The organism is Aeromonas sobria, from assembly GCF_050266975.1.
In the GTDB taxonomy this organism is placed as follows: Bacteria; Pseudomonadota; Gammaproteobacteria; order Enterobacterales; family Aeromonadaceae; genus Aeromonas; species Aeromonas sobria_B.
On the sequence record NZ_JBKISU010000008.1, the window covers coordinates 16,900 to 36,016 of the forward strand.

The 19,117-nt window shown below is 63.8% G+C and carries 16 protein-coding genes; 12 read left to right on the top strand and 4 right to left on the bottom strand.

Annotated elements, in window-relative coordinates; genetic code table 11:
- Window positions 1–41 precede the first annotated feature (41 nt).
- The 6 genes from ACLHZ1_RS06215 (at window position 42) to ACLHZ1_RS06240 (ending at window position 6,395) form a co-directional block, all read left to right on the top strand.
- On the top strand, window positions 42–545 hold the full coding sequence (locus ACLHZ1_RS06215; protein WP_427261390.1) for a phosphatase PAP2 family protein: 504 nt from the start codon (window positions 42–44) through the stop codon (window positions 543–545).
- Window positions 546–609: 64 nt separating this feature from the next.
- Entirely contained in the window at window positions 610–1,719 is a 1,110-nt protein-coding gene (locus ACLHZ1_RS06220; RefSeq protein WP_408797848.1) for an MJ1255/VC2487 family glycosyltransferase, read from the top strand.
- 70 nt (window positions 1,720–1,789) lie between these two features.
- The gene (locus ACLHZ1_RS06225) at window positions 1,790–1,942 is read left to right on the top strand and encodes a hypothetical protein (protein ID WP_408797846.1); all 153 of its coding nucleotides are present in this window, start codon (window positions 1,790–1,792) and stop codon (window positions 1,940–1,942) included.
- Between the two features lie 381 nt (window positions 1,943–2,323).
- Window positions 2,324–4,042, top strand: a complete 1,719-nt coding sequence (locus ACLHZ1_RS06230; protein ID WP_427261391.1) for an acetolactate synthase 3 large subunit — start codon at window positions 2,324–2,326, stop codon at window positions 4,040–4,042.
- A gap of 79 nt (window positions 4,043–4,121) precedes the next feature.
- On the top strand, window positions 4,122–4,616 hold the full coding sequence (gene ilvN / locus ACLHZ1_RS06235) for an acetolactate synthase small subunit (protein ID WP_041992687.1): 495 nt from the start codon (window positions 4,122–4,124) through the stop codon (window positions 4,614–4,616).
- Between the two features lie 216 nt (window positions 4,617–4,832).
- The gene (locus ACLHZ1_RS06240; protein ID WP_427261392.1) at window positions 4,833–6,395 is read left to right on the top strand and encodes an EAL domain-containing protein; all 1,563 of its coding nucleotides are present in this window, start codon (window positions 4,833–4,835) and stop codon (window positions 6,393–6,395) included.
- Between the two features lie 64 nt (window positions 6,396–6,459).
- On the opposite strand, the gene ACLHZ1_RS06245 is transcribed toward ACLHZ1_RS06240, so the two are convergent.
- Window positions 6,460–7,641 carry a PLP-dependent aminotransferase family protein gene (locus ACLHZ1_RS06245; protein WP_427261393.1) on the bottom strand — a complete coding sequence of 394 codons (1,182 nt, stop codon included), beginning with the start codon at window positions 7,639–7,641 and terminating at the stop codon, window positions 6,460–6,462.
- Between the two features lie 193 nt (window positions 7,642–7,834).
- Window positions 7,835–8,908, bottom strand: coding sequence for a M28 family metallopeptidase (locus ACLHZ1_RS06250; RefSeq protein WP_427261394.1), 1,074 nt, complete (start codon window positions 8,906–8,908; stop codon window positions 7,835–7,837).
- A gap of 215 nt (window positions 8,909–9,123) precedes the next feature.
- On the opposite strand from ACLHZ1_RS06250, the gene trmB reads away from it, so the two are divergent.
- The 5 genes from trmB (at window position 9,124) to ACLHZ1_RS06275 (ending at window position 12,844) form a co-directional block, all read left to right on the top strand.
- The gene (gene trmB / locus ACLHZ1_RS06255; protein WP_427261395.1) at window positions 9,124–9,837 is read left to right on the top strand and encodes a tRNA (guanosine(46)-N7)-methyltransferase TrmB; all 714 of its coding nucleotides are present in this window, start codon (window positions 9,124–9,126) and stop codon (window positions 9,835–9,837) included.
- 15 nt (window positions 9,838–9,852) lie between these two features.
- Window positions 9,853–10,185: a 50S ribosome-binding protein YggL gene (locus ACLHZ1_RS06260; RefSeq protein WP_041992702.1), complete on the top strand. Its 333-nt coding sequence runs from the start codon at window positions 9,853–9,855 to the stop codon at window positions 10,183–10,185.
- Window positions 10,186–10,269: 84 nt separating this feature from the next.
- Window positions 10,270–11,190 carry a glutaminase B gene (glsB, locus tag ACLHZ1_RS06265; protein ID WP_427261396.1) on the top strand — a complete coding sequence of 307 codons (921 nt, stop codon included), beginning with the start codon at window positions 10,270–10,272 and terminating at the stop codon, window positions 11,188–11,190.
- Window positions 11,191–11,218: 28 nt separating this feature from the next.
- Entirely contained in the window at window positions 11,219–12,514 is a 1,296-nt protein-coding gene (locus tag ACLHZ1_RS06270; RefSeq protein ID WP_427261397.1) for a rhodanese-like domain-containing protein, read from the top strand.
- Window positions 12,515–12,634: 120 nt separating this feature from the next.
- The gene (locus tag ACLHZ1_RS06275; protein ID WP_427261398.1) at window positions 12,635–12,844 is read left to right on the top strand and encodes a YgdI/YgdR family lipoprotein; all 210 of its coding nucleotides are present in this window, start codon (window positions 12,635–12,637) and stop codon (window positions 12,842–12,844) included.
- Window positions 12,845–12,898: 54 nt separating this feature from the next.
- Here the strand turns inward: ACLHZ1_RS06275 and ACLHZ1_RS06280 are convergent, their stop codons facing one another.
- Window positions 12,899–16,567 carry an ATP-binding cassette domain-containing protein gene (locus ACLHZ1_RS06280; RefSeq protein WP_427261399.1) on the bottom strand — a complete coding sequence of 1,223 codons (3,669 nt, stop codon included), beginning with the start codon at window positions 16,565–16,567 and terminating at the stop codon, window positions 12,899–12,901.
- Window positions 16,568–16,662: 95 nt separating this feature from the next.
- Window positions 16,663–17,937 carry an alpha/beta fold hydrolase gene (locus ACLHZ1_RS06285; RefSeq protein ID WP_427261400.1) on the bottom strand — a complete coding sequence of 425 codons (1,275 nt, stop codon included), beginning with the start codon at window positions 17,935–17,937 and terminating at the stop codon, window positions 16,663–16,665.
- Window positions 17,938–18,525: 588 nt separating this feature from the next.
- On the opposite strand from ACLHZ1_RS06285, the gene betI reads away from it, so the two are divergent.
- Window positions 18,526–19,113 carry a transcriptional regulator BetI gene (gene betI / locus ACLHZ1_RS06290; protein ID WP_408797821.1) on the top strand — a complete coding sequence of 196 codons (588 nt, stop codon included), beginning with the start codon at window positions 18,526–18,528 and terminating at the stop codon, window positions 19,111–19,113.
- Window positions 19,114–19,117: the final 4 nt, after the last annotated feature.

Consider the following 19,117-nt stretch of genomic DNA (forward strand, 5'->3'; position numbering starts at 1 on the left):
TGCCTTAGCCTGTGGATCCCGGATGGCGAGAGGCGAGGGCGATGAACAAAATTCAGCAATGGGATCTGCGGGTGTGCCGGCTCTGTCTGCTGCATCCCTATAACCGGCCATTGGCCAGCGCCAGCCGTCTCGTCTCCCACAGTGGTGACGGTCCCCTCTATCTGCTAGCCGCCGTGCTGCTCTGGCAGCAGGGCAGCCGGGGCCAGGATGCGGTGGAGGCGGCGCTGTTCGCCTTCGCCCTGGAGCTGCCCCTCTATCTGCTGCTCAAGAACAGCCTGCGCCGGGCTCGTCCCAGCGGCCTGCCCGTCTTCATCACCCCCTCGGATCGCTACAGCCTGCCCTCCGGCCACACCGCCGCCGCCTTCCTGATGGCCACCGTACTGGCGGCCAGTTATCCCGAGTGGACGAGCGTGCTGTTTGCCTGGGCCAGCCTGGTGGCCGCCTCGCGCCTGCTGCTCGGCGTTCACTATGGCAGCGATCTCATCGCCGGTGCCCTGCTCGGCATGGGCTGCGCCAAGCTGGCCCTCGGCTGGGGTCAGGGATGAGGCGGCCCATGGTGCGAGGCGTGCCGAGGTACGGCCAGCCTCCTCTCCTGAATGGGGGGCTGGCATGAAGATACTGTTCGGGGTTCAGGGCACGGGCAATGGTCATATCAGTCGCAGTCGCACCCTGGGCAGAGCCCTGGCCGAGCAGGGGATCGAGGTCGATTACCTGTTCAGCGGCCGGGCGCGGGCCGGCTATTTCGAGATGGAGACCTTCGGCGACTATCGCAGTTTCGATGGCATCAGTTTCGTCAGTCGGGCGGGGCGGGTGCATCCCTGGGACACCTTGCGCCAACTGGCGCCGCTGCGCTTCTGGCAGGATCTGAAGGGGCTCGACTGCGGTGGCTACGATCTGGTGATCAGCGATTTCGAGCCGCTCAGCGCCCATGCGGCGAGGCGCCAGGGCGTGCCCAGCATCAGCATCAGCCATCAGGCCAGTTTCCATTGGCCCGTGCCTCGCTGGGGGGAGAACCGACTCAGCCAGCAGTTGATGCGCCATTATGCCCCGGTGCGGCAGCGGCTCGGACTGCACTGGTTTCACTTCGGTCACCCCCTGCTGCCCCCCATCGTCGATGCCATGCGCCCGACCCCAGACAACCAGAGCATCCTGGTCTATCTGCCGTTCGAGCAGCCAGATGCCATCGCCGCCCTGCTGTCGCGCTTCAGCCAGCACCATTTCGTCTGTTTTCACCCCGCCATCACAGCGGCGAGCGAGTGGCGCAACATCCGCTTCGAGCCCCAGGCCAGGGACGGCTTCAAGGCGCAGCTCTGTGGCTGCCGTGGCGTCATTTCCAATGCGGGCTTCGAGCTGGCCTCGGAGGCGCTGTCGCTCGGCAAGAAGCTGCTGGTCAAGCCTCTGGGCGGCCAGTTCGAGCAGTTGACCAACGGCAAGACCCTGGAGCTGATGGGGCTGGCCCAGCTGATGGACAGCCTGGATGCCAATGCGGTGCGCCGCTGGCTCGATACCTCGGCGCCGGGCCCGATAGTCTACCCGGATGTGGCGGCGGCCCTGGCGCTCTGGCTGGCGGAGGGGGCCGAGGAGCCCTTGCCGAGCCTGTCGCGTCGGCTCTGGGCCAAGACCCTGTTTCCCGAGGAGGTGGGGGACAGGCTGAGCGAGCTGGCGGAAGGGGAAGCCGTTGGCGGCGCCTGGTTGTCCCAGCTCGGCGCCCTGGAGTGATGAACCGAGATCCCAGCCCTGGGCCGGCATGGACTAAACTGATGGAGCCCCATAGCTGAGGACAAGCAAGATGCGTTTTACCAACGAAAACGGCGAAGTGATGAACCTGGCGGACAGCCTGACTCTCCATGAGTTGATCGATATGGGGGTCAGCATCTCCGTCTGCGAGGAGACGGATCCGGATCAACAGATCTGGTTGGCCGAGCCAGACGATAACCCCTGATCTCCCCCTGTCATGCCCATCCCGTCGGGATGGGCATTCCCCTGCCGATATTTCCCTCCCTAGCATGATCCGCTGTTCCCTCGCGAAACGAGCAGGTAATCGTGCCGTTTTTCTCAGACTGCTTACTAAATGTTAATGGCTGTTTGAAATTTATGACTGTTGTTGTCAGACAAAGCCGTGGACAAGCCGGTGGAAGCGGGTTAACTTGGTTTTTCACCCCATTTTATGGGGGAATGATGGACAAACCCTATTTTTCAACTATCGCGCTCCGTACTCGCCCCGTCTGATAGCGAATCAACAACAGACAGACAGGGTGGTGCCGGGAAGCAGCGGAGCCGTCGATAGAATTGCTAAACGGAGCAAAGCCTGGAGGGCTTTATCATGGAGATGTTATCAGGCGCTCAGATGGTGGTACGTGCGCTGGAGGATCAGGGGGTTGAGCATGTGTTCGGCTACCCGGGTGGCTCGGTGCTCGACATCTATGACGCTCTCTTCGAAAACGGCAAGATGGAGCACGTGCTGGTACGCCACGAGCAGGCCGCGGTGCATATGGCAGATGGTTACGCCCGATCCACCGGCAAGGTGGGCACTGTGCTGGTGACCTCGGGGCCGGGGGCGACCAACTGCATCACGGGGATCGCCACCGCCTACATGGACTCCATCCCCCTGGTGATCCTGTCCGGCCAGGTGCCGACCAGCATGATCGGGGAAGATGCGTTCCAGGAGACCGACATGATCGGTATCTCCCGCCCGGTGGTGAAGCACAGCTTCCTGTGCAAGACGGCGAGCGACATCCCCGATGCCATCAAGAAGGCCTACTACATTGCCGCGACCGGCCGCCCGGGGCCCGTGGTGGTGGACTTGCCGAAAGACGTGCAGAACCCGAAAGAGAAGTTCCCCTATCAGTACCCCGAGTCCGTTTCCCTGCGCTCCTACAATCCGACCAAGGCCGGGCACAAGGGCCAGATCAAGCGGGCTGCCAAGCTGCTGACCGAGGCGAGCCGCCCGGTCATGTACGTGGGCGGCGGCGCCATCAACGCCAACGCGGATCAGCTGGTGACCAAGCTGGCGGAGCTGCTGAACCTGCCGGTGACCACCACGCTCATGGGGCTGGGCGCCTTCAGCGGTACCCATCCGCAGTTCATCGGCATGCTCGGCATGCACGGCACCTTCGAAGCGAACAAGAGCATGCACAACGCGGATCTCATCTTCGCCGTGGGTGCCCGCTTCGATGACCGCGTGACCAACAACGTCGCCAAGTTCTGTCCCAATGCCACCGTGGTCCATATCGACATCGACCCCACCTCCATCTCCAAGACGGTGCAGGCCCATGTGCCCATCGTCGGCTCGGTGGAAACCGTGCTGCAACAGATGCTGGATGTGATCGGCGAGTGCGGTTTCGACAACGACAAGCAGGCGCTGACGGACTGGTGGGAGCAGATCAACCAGTGGCGTTCGCGCAACTGCCTGGCCTACGAGACCCACCCCACCCTGATCAAGCCCCAGCAGGTGATCGAGACCCTCTACAAGGTGACCAAGGGGGAGGCCTTCGTCGCCTCCGATGTGGGCCAGCACCAGATGTTTGCCGCCCTCTACTATCCGTTCGCCAAGCCGCGCCAGTGGATCAACTCGGGGGGCCTCGGCACCATGGGCTTCGGCATTCCCGCCGCCATGGGGGCCCAGTTTGCCAACCCGGATGCGGTGGTCTGCTGCGTCACCGGCGACGGTTCGGTGCAGATGAACATCCAGGAGCTCTCCACCTGCATGCAGTATGGGGTGCCCATCAAGATCATCTCCATCAACAACCGGGCGCTCGGCATGGTCAAGCAGTGGCAGAAGATGTTCTACGGCGGCCGCCACAGCCACTCCTACATGGAGTCCCTGCCCGACTTCGTCAAGCTGGCGGAAGCCTATGGCCACGTCGGCATCGCGGTGAGCGATCCGGCGGAACTGGAGAGCGCCATGGAGAAGGCCTTCGCCATGAAGGACAGGCTGGTGTTCATGGACATCTCGGTCGACCCCGATGAGCACGTCTATCCGATGCAGATCAAGTTCGGCGCCATGGACGAGATGTGGCTGAGCAAGACGGAGAGGACCTGACGATGGGACATATCATTTCAGTCGTACTGATGGATCACGCCGTCGATGAGATGTGGCTGAGCAAGGCGGGGGAAATCTGATGAGACATATAATTTCCGTTCTGCTGGAGAACGAATCCGGCGCCCTGAGCCGTGTGGTGGGCCTCTTCTCCCAGCGCGGCTACAACATCGAGACCCTGACGGTGGCCCCCACCGAGGATCCCACCCTGTCGCGCATGACCATAGTCACCATGGGTGACGAACGGGTGCTCGAGCAGATCCAGAAGCAGTTGCACAAGCTGGTGGACGTGCTCAAGGTGTGTGACCTCAGCGAAGGGGAGCACATCGAGCGGGAGATCGCCCTGGTCAAGGCCCGCGCCGCCGGTGGTGCCCGGGACGAGCTGAAACGGCTGGCGGATATCTTCCGTGGCCAGATCGTCGATGTCACCCCGGATCAATACACGGTGCAGCTGGTGGGCACCAGCGAGAAGCTGGACGCCTTCATCAAGACCGCCGCCCAGACCAACGAGATCATCGAGGTGGTGCGCTCCGGGGTGTGCGGCATCTCGCGCGCGGAGAAGTCCCTGCGCGCCTGAGTCTCCGGTTGTCGACGAAGAGCCCTGCGGGGCTCTTTTTTTATGGTGGCGAGCCCCTGGTGCCTCGCCATGGGATGGCCGACCGGGTGGAGGGATACTATTAACTTCATTGTTTATAACGAGCCGGCAGCAGAAACTGTTATCAAGCGTCACATTTGAACCTGTATGATCGCTGCCTTTTTCGCCATCCTTTTTCTCCATCAATGTGGGGTGACCATGCCATTTCGCCGCTTCAAACCGCGCCAGCAGCTCAGACGAGGAGCCCTGGCAAGCCTGGTCTTTGTGCTGATCCTGTTGCTCGGCGCCGCCATCATCGGCTGGCAGACGGTGAGGGAAATGCGCAGTGACATCCATGCCAGGCTGGGCCATGCCCGTGACATGTTCGATCGCACCCTGGATAACGCCCATCAGGCGGCCATGGCGGTCAAGCCCTTGCTGGGTCAACCCTGCGCCGATGCCAAGCAGATGCTGCGCCGCCAGGTGGCGACGGTACCGGACGTGCGCTCGGTCAACCTGACCCTGGGCAAGCGCATCTATTGCACCTCCCTCTATGGCGAGTACGACCAGGATTACGATCCCAGCGGCTATGTGCAGGGGCAGCTGGATCTGCTGCCGGGCAACCCGGTCACGCCGGACCGCGCCCTCATCGTCTATCGCAACCTGGGGGAGGAGGGCAGTGTGCTGGTGAGCGTCGATGGCTACTACATCCACAACACGCTGCGCCTGATGAGCCGCGAGACCCCCATGGCGTTTCAGGTCGGCCAACGCTGGATGGGCAGCCGGGGCGAGGTGCAAGATGGCGCCCCCAGGCTGGAGGGGGACAGGTTCGGCATCATCTCCCAGCGCTATGCCTATCACCTGAGTTCGCACATCACGCCGCGCCAATACTGGCTGCGCGCCTGGAACTACAGCAATGGCAGCATGGCGCTCTACACCCTGCTGGCGCTGCTGGCCGGCGGGGTGACCTTCTGGATCACGGGGCGACCCGTCTCCCCTGAGCAGGAGCTGGCGCGCGCCCTCTCCAAGGGGGAGTTCATCCCCTATCTGCAACCCGTGGTGGACGGGGAGGGGGAGCGCTGCACCGGCTGCGAGGTCTTGATGCGTTGGCAACACCCCCAGCAGGGCATGATACCGCCGGATCGCTTCATCCCCATGGCGGAGGCCTGTGGTCTCATCATCCCCATGACCAGCTCCCTGATGCGCCAGGTGCGGGAACGTTTCGCGCCAAAGGCGCACTTGCTGCCCGCCGGCTTTCATTTTGGCTTCAACATTTGCGCCCGCCACTGCCAGGATCTGAGCCTGGTGGACGATTGCCGCGCCTTTCTGAGCGCCTTCAAGGATAACCCCATCAAGCTGGTGCTGGAGTTGACCGAGCGCGAGCTGATCGAGGTCACCGAGGTGACGGATCGCCTGTTTGCCGAGCTGCACGATCTTGGGGTCTTCATCGCCATCGATGATTTCGGCACGGGCCACTCCAGCCTCACCTACCTGCAGAAGTTCCAGGTCGATTTCCTCAAGATTGACCAGAGCTTCGTCGCCATGATCGGCTCCGACGCCCTCTCCTGCCACATAGTGGACAACGTGATCGACTTGGCGACCCGGCTCGGCCTCATGATGGTGGCCGAAGGGGTGGAAAACCGGGTACAGGCGGACTATCTCAAGGCGCGCAGCGTCGATTATCTGCAGGGCTATCTCTTCAGCCGTCCCCTGCCCATGGGGGAGTTCGAGCAGAGCTTGTTCAGCCTGCTCCCGGCAGAGGCGCCGGCCCGCATCGCCTGAATCTCGGGTGTAAAAAAGCGGCCATCTGGCCGCTTTCTTGTGCTCATTGTCCCTGGGACCAGGCTCAGAGCATGCGCCTCATGGCGTTGCACAGCCGCTTTATCCCCTCTTCCGTAGTCGCCTCGTCGACGCAGGAGAAGCTCAGGCGCAGGGTGTTCTGGATCTCGGGGCGCACATAGAAGGGGGCGCCGGGCACGAAGGCGACTTTCTCCTTGATCGCCTCGTCGAACAGGGCCATGGCGCTGACGCTCGAAGGCAGGGTCAGCCAGAGGAACATGCCTCCCTCGGGGCGGGTGTAGCTGACGCCGGGCGGGCAGTGACGGGTCAGCGCGGCCTCCATGGCGGCGCGCTGGCGGCCATAGACCTCCTTGATCTTCTCCAGATGGGCATCCAGCGAGTGGTCGGTCAGGAAGCGGTGCAGCACCTGCTGGCTGAAGGCGTTGCTGTGCAGATCGGTGGCCTGCTTGGCGATGGTGACCTTCTTGCGCAGCCAGTCCGGCACCAGCATCCAGCCCAGACGGAAGGCGGGCACCACCGTCTTGGAGAAGGAGCCGAGCAGTACCGTATTGTTCGGCGCCAGCTTGGCGATGGGGGGCAGGAGCTCCCCCTCGAAGCGCAGCTCGCCGTAAGGGTCGTCTTCCACCATCAGCAGCTCGTGGCGTACCAGCTGCTCGGCCAGTGCCTCGCGGTTGGCACGACTGTAAGAGACGCCGCTCGGGTTCTGGAAGTTGGGCACGCCGTACAGCAGCCTGGCGCTGGAACCCTGCTCCAGCAGCGCGTCCAGCGCCGCCAGATCCAGCCCGGCTTCCCCGAGCGCGATGGGCTTGAAATTCGGTTGATAGACGGAGAAGGCCTGGATGGCGCCGAGGTAACCCGGCTCCTCGATGATGAGATCCTGCCCCTCGTCCACCAGCACCTTGCCCAGCAAGTCCAGCGCCTGCTGGGAGCCGCTGGTGATCAGGATGTTGTCCGGGTTGACGCTCATGCCGTGGCGGCTCAGGTAGCGGTCGGCGATGTACTGGCGCAGCGGCGCGAAGCCCTCGGTGGTGGCGTATTGCAGCGCCGCGGCTCCCTGCTCGCGCAGCACGTCCTGGCAGGCTTGCTCGATGGCCTTGACCGGGAACAGGTGGGGATTGGGCAGGCCGCCGGCGAAGGAGATGATCTCCGGATTGGCGGCGACTTTGAGGATTTCACGGATAAAGGAAGGCTCGACCTTCTCGAAGCGCTGGGCAAAAAACGGCTGCATAGGACTCTCTCTGACGGGTAGGCGGTCGCTCCATTCAACCGCCAAGTTATCCGTTTGTATCAGATTTAAAAAATGAGGCAATGGCTGTCACAAAAATCCATAAAAAAGGGCAGGTTTGGCACCTGCCCATATTTTATCGTCCCGACCCGTCATCCCTTCGCCAAAACCGCTGCGCCCCGGTGGGTCGACACAGCTAGAGACCGGGCTCGCGCAGGAAGCGGATCAGGATCTCGGTATTGGCGCCGAGCTGCTGTTCGATCCGGCCCGGGAAGAGTTCGGCCATCTTGTCGAGGCGATCATGGCCGGTGTGCCAGATCTTGCCCCACTGGGTCTCGCTATCTCGATCGCAGGCGCTCTTGCTGGCGTCGTCGTAGCAGTCCCACAGCGCCGGATGGGTGCTCTGGGAGTAGCCGTCGTAACCGTCCTGGCCATTGATGGTGAAGTTGGTCGCCTCCACGTAGGCGATGGGTACCCCCAGGCAGGCGAACGGTGCATGATCCGACCAGCTGCCGGTCTCCCCTTGCGGGTAGCCGTCATAGCTGGGGTGGATGGCGAATGGGGTGTCAGTCTGTTTGGCGATGGCCAGCAGACGGTCACGGACCCTGGGATCATGGCTGTAGCGCGCCGGCTCGGCGCAGCCATATTCGGCTTCATCCGAGTGGGCGGAGTGGACATAGACGATGTCGCCCCCGGCGATGGTGTCGTAGTTGACCATGGCCAGCAGGGCGTCGATGGCGGCCTCATCCAGGCTGGCGGCATAGGCCTTGGATCCGTTGAGGCCGTTCTCCTCGGCGCCGAAAAAGACGAAGCGTACCGTATGGGGCAGGGACTGGCCCTGGAGCGCCTCGGCGACCGCCAGCAGGGCCGCGACCCCGGCGCCGTTGTCGGTGGCCCCTTCCGAGCCCTCATCCTCCCCCGTGCTGTCGTAGTGGGCCCCCAGCAGGATCACTTTGTCGCTCTGGCCCCTGAGCTCGGCGACGATGTTTTGGGAGTGTTTCTCGGTACCGCCCCGGGTGTAGTTGAACGGCTGGCGGATGACCTCATAGCCCCAGCCGCCCAGCTTGTCCTGGATCCAGGCGGCGGCGCGGGTCTCGGCGGGGCTGCCGGTGGGGCGGGCGCCAATGCCCTCGGCGCTCGAGCCGAGCTGGGTCAGGTACTCGAAGGCCCGTTCGGCCGGAGTGGCGGCGGGGGCCTGTGACTCGTTGCTTGAGGTGTTGCAACCGGCCAGCAGGGCGCTGAGGCAGAGGGCGACAAGGGGCTTTTTCATACTGCAATCCTTTGTTGTATATGATGTTATTGGCGCGATGCAGGATGCACCCGCGGGAAGCCTGATGCTGTGAACCCGCTGGCAATGGCCGCAGGCGCGGCATGAACCCAACCCGCCTGGGTCATTTGTTGTCGGAAAGACTTGCGCCTTGGGCCCATCTTGGGATAATTCGCTCCCCTGTTTGTGCCGATAGATGACATAACGAGTAATCCAATATGCCAGTGACCCAAGACGAATTTAACGAAGACGGCAAGTTCATGCGCAAGATCCGCAGCTTTGTCCGTCGTGAAGGCCGCCTGACCAAGGGTCAGGAGAAGGCCCTGGCCGAACAGTGGCCTGTCATGGGGATCGATTTCGACACGGCTCCGCTGGATTTCGTCGCCCTGTTTGGTCGCGATGCCCCCGTGGTGCTGGAGATTGGCTTTGGCATGGGCGCCTCCCTGGTCGAGATGGCCAAGCATGCCCCCGAGAAGAACTTCATCGGCATCGAGGTGCACACCCCAGGGGTGGGTGCCTGTCTGGGCAGCGCCCAGGAAGCCGGGGTGACCAATCTGAAGGTCATCTGCCACGATGCGGTCGAGGTGCTGGAGCACATGATCCCGAACGGCTCGCTCTCCTGCCTGCAGCTGTTCTTCCCGGATCCCTGGCACAAGAGCCGTCACCACAAGCGCCGCATCGTGCAGCCCGCCTTTGCCCAGGATATTCGCCAGAAGCTGGCCATAGGTGGCGTCTTCCACATGGCGACCGACTGGGAAAACTATGCCGAGCACATGCTGGAAGTGATGAGCGTAGCCGAAGGCTACGAGAACACCTCGGCCCATGGCAACTGGGTGGAGCGCCCCGAGTGGCGTCCGCTGACCAAATTCGAACAACGGGGCCATCGTCTTGGTCACGGGGTCTGGGATCTGATTTTCAAACGCGTTAACTGAACCTGAGGAGCTGTCATGGCAAACCGTAGTCGCCGTCTGCGCAAGAAACTGCGCGTCGAGGAGTTCCAGGAACTGGGATTCGATCTGAGCTTTAACTTCCCGGTGAACACAGCCGAAGAGACCATAGATGCCGTCATCGATGCCATGATCGATGAGGTGATCGAGCCGCGCAAACTGGCCTTCGCCGGTTCGGGCCACCTGGCCTGGGAGGGGATGATCTGCACCCAGGCCCTGGGCAAGTGCACCGAGGAAGACCGCGCCGCCATCAAGGGCTGGCTGGATGCCAAGGGCATGGAGGCCGTCGAGGTCACCGAGCTGTTCGACCTCTGGTATGGTGAACCGGCCTGATTGGGCCAGCATGAAAAATCCCGCCGCTGGCGGGATTTTTGTCGGTGGGGTGGCTGACCCCGTTTTGAGTTGTGGAACCTCTCAATGCAGTTGTCATCGCAATTACTGGAAAGCATTCTCGATGAAGTGCGTCCCCTGCTGGGACAAGGCAAGGTCGCCGACTATATCCCGGCCCTGGCGCGGGTGTCGGGGGACAGGCTCGGCATGGCGGTCTGCACCGTGGAGGGGGAACTGTTCACCGCCGGGGATGCGGACGAACCCTTCTCCATCCAGAGCATCTCCAAGGCCCTGAGCCTCACCCTGGCGCTTACCCTCTACCGGGAAGAGGAGATCTGGGCCCGGGTCGGCAAGGAGCCCTCGGGTCAGCCTTTCAACTCCCTGGTGCAGCTCGAGTTCGAACATGGCATTCCCCGCAACCCCTTCATCAACGCCGGCGCCCTGGTGGTGAGCGATCTGCTGGAGACCCGGCTGACGGCGCCGCGCCAGCGCACCCTGGAACTGGTACGCCGCCTGGCCGGCAACCCCGCTATCGTCGCGGATGCCGTGGTGGCCCGCTCCGAGTATCAGCATTCTGCGCGCAACGCCGCCATCGCCTACCTGATGAAGTCCCACGGCAACTTCCACAACGAGGTGGACAAGGTGTTGCAGAGCTACTTCAATGCCTGCGCCATCCGCATGAGCTGCGTCGATCTCGCCCGTACCTTCGTCTATCTGGCAAATCGCGGCCTGCCGCTCGGGGCGAGCGAGCCCCTGCTGCCGGCGCGCACCACCAAGCAGGTCAATGCCCTGCTCGCCACCTGCGGCCTGTACGACGAGGCCGGGGATTTCGCCTATCGGGTCGGCATGCCGGGCAAGTCCGGGGTCGGCGGTGGTATCATGGCGCTCATCCCGGGTGAGCTCTGCGTCTGCGTCTGGTCACCCGAACTGAACAAGGCCGGTAATTCGCTGGCAGGCACGGCGGCCCTCGAGCTGCTGTCCGGGCGCCTCGGCCGCTCCATCTTCTAATTGCCATCCATCAAAAGTGAGCACGTCAATGAAACACGCGATTCGGCTGCTGCTAACCGCCACCACCAGCCTGCTGCTCTGGTTCAGCACCCCTGCCGGGGCCGACGAACTGGCCCCGCTCTCCCTCGAGGAGGCGAAGACCCAGGGCGCCATCCTGATCGACACCCGTCCCAGCCACTTCTACCAGGGCTGGCCCATGGCAGGGGAGCAAGAGGGCGGGCACGTGGCGGGGGCCGTGAGCCTCTCCGCCGACTGGAAATATGACGACGAGCAGTGGCCCCAGGCCCTGAGTGCCAAGGGGCTGGATGCCAGAAAGCCGGTCGCGCTCTATGGCGAGGAGAAGGGGCTGGCCGAGGTGGCCCGTCTGCTGCGCATGCGCGGCTTCCACCAGCTCTATGAGCTCAAGGGCTGGCAGCAGGCCGAGCGTGTCCACCTGGCCCGCTGGCAGCAACTCGTCTATCCCCAGTGGCTGGCGGATCTGCAGGCGGGCAAGCCGGTGGCGGCCGCTCCCAAGGGGGACTGGAAGCTGTTTGAAGTGGATTGGGGGGCCCCCAAGGCCTTCCTGCTGAGCCATATCCCGGGAGCGGGTTACATCGACACCAACAGCCTGGAGCAGGAGCCGCTGTGGAACAAGGTCTCCGATGCCGATCTGGAGGCGCTGCTGCTCAAGAATGGCATCCGCCACGACACCAGCGTCATCCTCTATGGTCGCAACTCCATGGCCGCCGCCCGGGCCGCCCACCTGCTGATGTATGCCGGGGTGGCAGACGTGCGCCTGCTCGATGGCGGCATCGACGCCTGGTTCGCCGCACACCTGAGTACCGAAGCGGGTCTACCGAAAAAGTATGAGGCTGTCGCATCATTTGGGGTCAAGATCCCGCAGCATCCCGAGTACCTGACCTCCACCGACCAGGCCAAGGCCCTGCTCAAGCAGGCCGACGGCGCCCTGGTCAGCATCCGCACCTGGGACGAGTTCACCGGCGAGACCTCAGGTTACAGCTATATCGACGCCAAGGGGGACATACCGGGCGCCAAGTGGGGACACGGTGGCGTGGATGCCAACAGCATGAGCGACTTCCACAACCCGGATGGCACCATGAAGCCCCAGGGGGAGATCCTGGCCATGTGGCAGCAGTGGCAGATAGCGCCAGAGGCGCAGACCGCCTTCTACTGCGGCACCGGCTGGCGCGCTTCGGAGGCCTTCTTCTACGCCTGGCTGATGGACTGGAAACGGATCAGCGTCTACGACGGCGGCTGGTATGAATGGAGCTCGGATCCCGCGAACCCCAGGGTGAGCGGGGAACGCAAGCCCAGCGCAGAGTGAGTAACAAGGCCGGATCCTATCCGGCCTTTTTGTGGGCGCTCCCGACGCTGCACCTTGGCCCCGTGAGCTAGGCTTTCTGGGTGATCCCTCACGGGGAGGGGCAGGCAAGGAAGATGGACGATGAGAGTCACCATGGTATTACTCTGCTGCGTGCTGGGCGTGACCGCATGCAGCTCCCAATACATCATGAGCACCCGGGATGGCAGGATGATCGCCACAGACAGCAAGCCCAGGCTGGATGAGAGTACCGGCATGTACCGCTACCATGACTCGGAGGGGCGGGAGGTGATGATCAGCAAGGAGGATGTGACCCAGATAATGGAGCGTTGAACGCATCTTGTCGCATGAACAGGGCTGCCAGGGGCAGCCCTGTTGCGTATGGCATCAGGCTATCTGATCTATCTGCCGGTTGACCTGACCGGCGAACAGCTGATGGAAACGGGAGGCGGGGTTGGCCAGCAGGCTGACCGGCGATCCTTGCTCCACCACTGTGCCCGCCTCCATCACCACCACCTTGTCCACCGACAGCAGGGGTTCCAGATGATGGGCTATCACCAGGTAGCTGGCCTCTGGCCGGTAGCGGTAGAGCAGCTCGGCCATCTCGCGCATGCCGCCGTGGCTCAGATCCGAGGTCGCCTCGTCCAGCACGATCAAGGGGCGGTGGGAGAGCAGGATGCGGGCGATCACCAGCAGCTGGGTCTCGCCGGCGGAGAGCTGCAGCTGGTCGAGATCCTCATCCAGCCGGCCGGCGCAGCGATCGCCCAGGCCCACCCGTCTCAGTGCCTCCATCAGCCGTTCATCCTGGCGAGCCCTGTCGCGGACGGGATGCTGGTCTGACCCCGGCCCCGGCAGTGGCATGGGGGCGATATTCGCTGCCATCTTGGGGGCCAGTGGCGGTGTGGCAGGCCCCTCGGGATCCGCCAGGGGGGCCAGGTTGGCCCTCAGGGTGCCGAAGAAGGTGAGGGGGGTCTGGGAGACGGTGTCGTAGAGATCCCGTACCGCCTCCGGAGCCAGGGTCGAGAGGGGCTGATCGCCGTAATAGATCTCCCCCTGGGTGGCGGGATACATGGCCTGCAAGGCGCCGAGCAGCGAGCTCTTGCCCGCCCCGGTGCGCCCGCACACGCCGACTTTCTCCCCCGGGGCCAGTTCGAAGTTCACCTTGTGCAGGGCCCATTGGCTCGCCTCTGGATAACGCAGGCCAAGGTTGACGAAGCGCACGGCCGGATGGGCCATCTGCAGGGGCGCGCCTTGCTGGCGCTCGCTCTCTATCTCGCTGTATTCCCGCACCCGTTCGACCGCATTCATCATCTGCTCCACCTCGGCGAAGTTGCGGATCAGGGCATTGAGCATGGCCGAGGTGGTGAAGGCATAGGTGATGGCCACGGCGCCGAACAGGGTGCTGTCGCTCAGGGCGACCATGATGGCCACGGCCCCCACCAGGGCGGCGGAGAGCAGGGTCTGGTGCATGCCGAGCCAGCGATTGATGGAGGTGGTGGTGTACCAGCTGCGCAGGTTGTTGTCATAGTGCACCAGCACCTGATCCAGGGCGTACCGCTCGGCGCCGGCCAGACGCAGGGCGGGGGCGCCGCGTATGGTCTCGCCGATGCTGATGTAGAGCGGCGAGCGCAGCACAGAGGCCTGGCGTCTGAGCTTGAGCTGTACCGCCCGGTAGCGGCGCTGCAACACATAGAGGGCCCAGCCCACCAGGGGGGCGACCAGCAACAGCAGCGGCAGGTTGATGCCGATCACCAGCACCTGCAGCAGCACCGAGATCAGCATGCCGACCAGGCCCACCAGCATGGGGAGCAGCGTCTCCTGGGTCTCTGCCAGATCCCGATCGAAGCGGTTGAGGATGCGCCCCTGGGGCACCTTGTCGAAGAAGGCCATGGGGGCGCGGCTGATGCGGCCCAGCATGCCGTCGAACAGACTCCAGGCGAGCCTGAGTCCCAGCTTGTAGTTCAGCACCCGCACCAGGGTGATGCAGAGCAGGGATCCCAGGCCCAGGGCCGCGTAGATGCCGATCAGGGGGGAGAGCGCCGTGTCTTCTGCCCGTCCGCCGAGCCAGAGATCCGAGGCGATGCGCAGCCCCTCCTGCCCCAGGGTCAGCACCAGGATCAGGAGGATGAGGCCGGGGGCCTGGAGCCGCCGCCAGAGAAAGCCGAACAGCCCCCAGTCCACCTTGCCTTCCACCATCTTCTCCTCGCTGAACCGCTCCTGCTCCCGGGGGGGGAGGAGGGGGACGTCGGACCGGCTCCCCGGCAGATCCACCAGCTGGCGCGGGGCCAGTTCGGTCAGGCTTCCCCCCTCGATGGCAAAGACCCGATCGCAGCGGGCCAGCACCTCGGGGTCATGGCTCACCAGCAAGCGGGTCGGGCCGGGGCGGAAGCTCAGCCCCAGGCGCAGCACCTGGGCCGCGACCAGGGGATCCAGGGCCGAGAGGGGGTTGTCCAGCAGCAGGATGTCGGCCCGGGTATAGAGGGCCCTGGCCAGGGCCACCCGCTGCTGCTGGCCGCCGGAGAGGCGGGTGCCCAGCTCGCCCACCAGGGTCTGATCCCCATGGGCGAGCAGGGCCAGATCCCCGTTGAGGGTACAGGCCTCCAGCACCCAGAGGTAGCGGGCCTCGTCCCAGGGCTGGCCGAACAGTATGTTGTTGCGGATGCTGTCGTTCATCAGCCAGGGCTTGTGGCCCAGGTGGGCAACCCGGCCGTGGCGGCGGATCTCCCCTTCGAACTCGTCATCGAAGCCGGCAATGAGGTGCAGCAGGCAGCTCTTGCCGGCCCCGGTGGCCCCCGTGATGCCGACCAGCTCCCCCGGCGCTATGGCCAGGTTGACCCCGGTCAGCACGGCGTGCTGCCGATGGTGGGTGCTCACCCCCTCCAGCACGATTGCCCCCCTGGCCAGGCGCTCATCGTCGAGGCTGCGGTGCTGCTCCGGGCTGTTGAGCAGTTCGCACAAGCGGCTGAAGCCGGTATTGAAGTTGATCAGGGTGCGGATGAGATAAGGCAGGCGCTGCATGGGGATGCGCAGCACGGCGAACAGGGCGATGGTGGTGAACACCTGGGGCAGGGTCAGGTGCTGACCCGATGCCAGATAGGTGATGAAGGTGGCCAGGGTGACCAGCAGGGGCGTGCCCAGCATGAGGGCATCATTGATGGCGTCGAGCCTGAGCACCCGGCCGAGCACTCTGAGCTCCTGCTGGCGTTTGCGCCGGGCCGCCCGGGTGAAGAAGGGGCCGAGCCCGTTCTGGCGCACCAGCCGCAGCTTCTTGATGTATTCGGCCAGGATGCCGTTACGCTCGTCCTGACTGTGCTTGAGGCGCTGCTCCTGCTGGTTCATGCGCCGGATCAGCCGGGTCGAGAGCAGCAACAGCAGCATGAGCACGGCGCAGCCCACCAGGCCCGCATGGCCCACCTGCCACACCAGCAGGGCGACTGTGCCCGCCAGTTGCAGCAGCAGGGTCACCGGCATGGCGGGATCGGCCAGGATCCAGGTGATGTCCCAGACGTCCCGATTGATGAGGTTCTGCACCTTACCACCGGCCCTGTCGTCGAAGCTCTTGCCGCCGAGCTTCATCACCTTGGCGAGCAGGGCCTCCGCCAGCAGGCGGCGGATGGGAACATGCATCTTGAGGGAGAGCTGCAGGGCGTGTTCAGACAACATGCCGGCGGCGAGCACGGAGGCGAACAGGGCCAGGGCCAGCAGCAGCTTGTGCGCCGTGGTGGCGCCGGCGCCCAGCTGGGTCATGACGTGATTGAGCAGCCAGGGGCTGGCCAGGGTCGCCAGCATGGCCAGCAGTTGCAACAGGGTAAGCAGACCGATGCGGCTGCCGTAGTGACGCCAGATGTGGCGGGTGATGAGCCAGGGGCGCACCGGCTGGCGGGCGGTCAGGGCCAGAAACTCATCGGCCCTGGCATCCCGGCTGTCCTGGGGCAGCAGGGGGTAGAGATCGTCCAGGCTGACGGCGCTCTCCCGCAGCCCCTTGCGCTGCAAGGGGGAGGTCCAGTGATAGAAGAGGCGGCTCAGCCAGCTCGCCGAGAGTTCCGGGTGATCCAATGGGTGTCCTTATTATTGTGTTGCTTCCATGGGCAGGGCGGCTCATGGGCCGCCCTCGAATTTGTTGTCATGCTGCAGGCGCGAGCCTGGTGGGATCAGCGGTCCCGATTCAGCCGGATGAGCCTGTCCAGGATCTGCTCCCCATCGGCGCGCAGGCCGTTGTGCTCATATTCGTTGGTGATCCAGGCGCGGCTGTTGCCCAGACCCTTGAGGGTGTCGCGGCAAAAATCGAACTCCACATACATGTCGTCGGCATAGACGGCGCAGGCCACCGGCACCCGGTTGCGGGCCAGCTGGGCCGGATCGTAGAGGGGACCCCAGTCCGCCTTCCTGGCAAGCAGATGGGCGGCCTCTCTCAGGGGGACAAGCTCGCGGAACTGCTCGAACATCCAGGGGAAGATCATCTCGCCGGTGAAGGCGAAGTCCTGGCCCGGCGCCCAGGCCAGCGCGGGATGCTCGGCGCGCACCCGCTCGGCCGCCCAGTCGCTGGCGTGCCCCTCGCAATAGATGGCCTCGTGCAGGATGGCGAAGATGGGGTGGGCGTTGAACGGCTGCATGGCCTGCACCTGATAGAGGAAGGCGGGATTGATCCGCTCGCCGATGAAGGCATCCTCCAGCAGGAAATAGAGTCCCTCGAAGGCACCGCTGGCCCCCAGATCCAGCCCCTGCTGCTGCAACTGCTCCACCGTCAGACGCTGGCCGTTGGGCAGGTGCACCTCGTGGCTGTGCAGGTGCCTGGCCAGCCGGTTGGCGATGGCCTGGGCATGGGGGAAGCGGGTGAAGAAGGCGCGGTTCTTGTCGGCGACCCGGCGATAGGTGGCGCGATAGACCTCATCGGCACTGCGGCCAAGAGGGGGGATCCCTCCCGTGATATAGACCTCGTCCAGGGCGGCGGGAAACAGGGAGAGATAGGTCAGGCAGCAGAAGCCGCCGAAGCTCTGGCCGAGCAGGCTCCAGGGCCTGTGGGGCGAGAGCTCGGCCCGGATCAGCTCGGCATCGCGCACTATGTCGTCTGCCCGAAAGTGGCTCAGGTAGTCGGCCTGTTCAGGTGGGCTCATATGGGCTAGCGCATCGGCGCTGACCGGGGTGGAGTGGCCCGTGCCCCGCTGATCGAGCAGCAGCACCCGAAACTCCTGCAAGGCTCGCTTGAGCCAGCCGTTCTGGTTGGTGGGGCGGGGGGCGCCAAAGCCCGGGCCCCCTTGCAGATAGAGCAGCCAGGGCAGGTCGGCGTCCAGCTTGTCCTTGCGACAGAGGGTGCGGCCAAACAGGGTGAGCGCCGGGCCCTCCGGTTGGCGATGATCGAGGGGAACGGTGAACAGCCGGGGCTCACACAGGACGCCATCCAGCACATAACTCAAGGGGCGATTCATCTGGCCTTCTCCCGAAACGAGGCAATGGGGGAGCCACATCATAACCATGGCCCCGAATGCGGTCACGCCGGTTGTGGGCCCGGCTGGCAACTTTGGTGGTTTGTGTCGCGCCCCCCTGGATGGGGGAGGGGGAAGTCGTGAGTCTGGCGCCTTCGCCCTGTCCACCGCATTGATGAAAAGATCCCGCCGCGCCTTGTTTTTTTGTCGCCATATCATCTTCGAATGAGCCTTGATTGAGGATCTTGCCCTTGCCCACGGCGCGCACGTTCAAGCTGCTATCGACTCCCTTTCTTGCCATCGTTACCGCCAAAAAAGACCTTTTCGGAGCCCGTTTTCGGGAGGAAAAGGCCAGCTTCACTCGCCGACCCGTGTCTGCCGACTGACGCAATTTGCTAACATTTTACAATTAAATCATTAGATATCTAAATTAAATTCCACCGTGTGAGATGTATTTTAACTCTATGTTTTTATGTTGTTTATTGGTTTTATTCTGTTTTTATCTGCTTTTCTTGTGTAGTTTTGATGGGTTGATCCTTTCGCTTCTAACGTTTAGGGTGTGGTTTCATTGAACAATCAATTAACAAAAACATGCCCATAGTCGGAGTCTCGGAAAAACGTCGTCAGCAGCTGATCCAGGCCACCATCTCTTCGGTGGCCGAGTTCGGGCTGCAGCACACCACCCTCAATCGCATCAGCGCCCAGGCCGGCATGTCCTCCGGCATCATCAGCCACTACTTCGGTGGCAAGCAGGCGCTGATCGAGGCGGTGGTGCGGGAGCTGCTCTCGGCCCTAGGGGCGGCGCTGCGGGAGCGGCTTCGCCCCGGCATGTCGCCTCAGGCGAGGCTGATGGCGATCGTGGAGGCCAATTTCACCCCCTTGCAGTGCTCCCGTGCCGTGGCGCGCACCTGGCTCGCCTTCTGGGCCCAGGCCAGCCATGAACCAGATCTGGCCCGCCTGCAACGGATCAACCAGCGGCGACTGCTGAGCAATCTGGCCTGCTCCTTCGGCGCCAGCCTGCCGCGCCAGCAGGCTCTGGCCGCGGCCCAGCAGAGCGCCGCCATGATAGATGGCTTCTGGCTGCGCAGTGCCCTGAGCCCCAGCCCCGAACCCGACTTCAGCCGTGCCGAGCGGCTGTGCAAACTCTTTATCCTGCAACGACTGACCCCAGCGGAGTGAATTC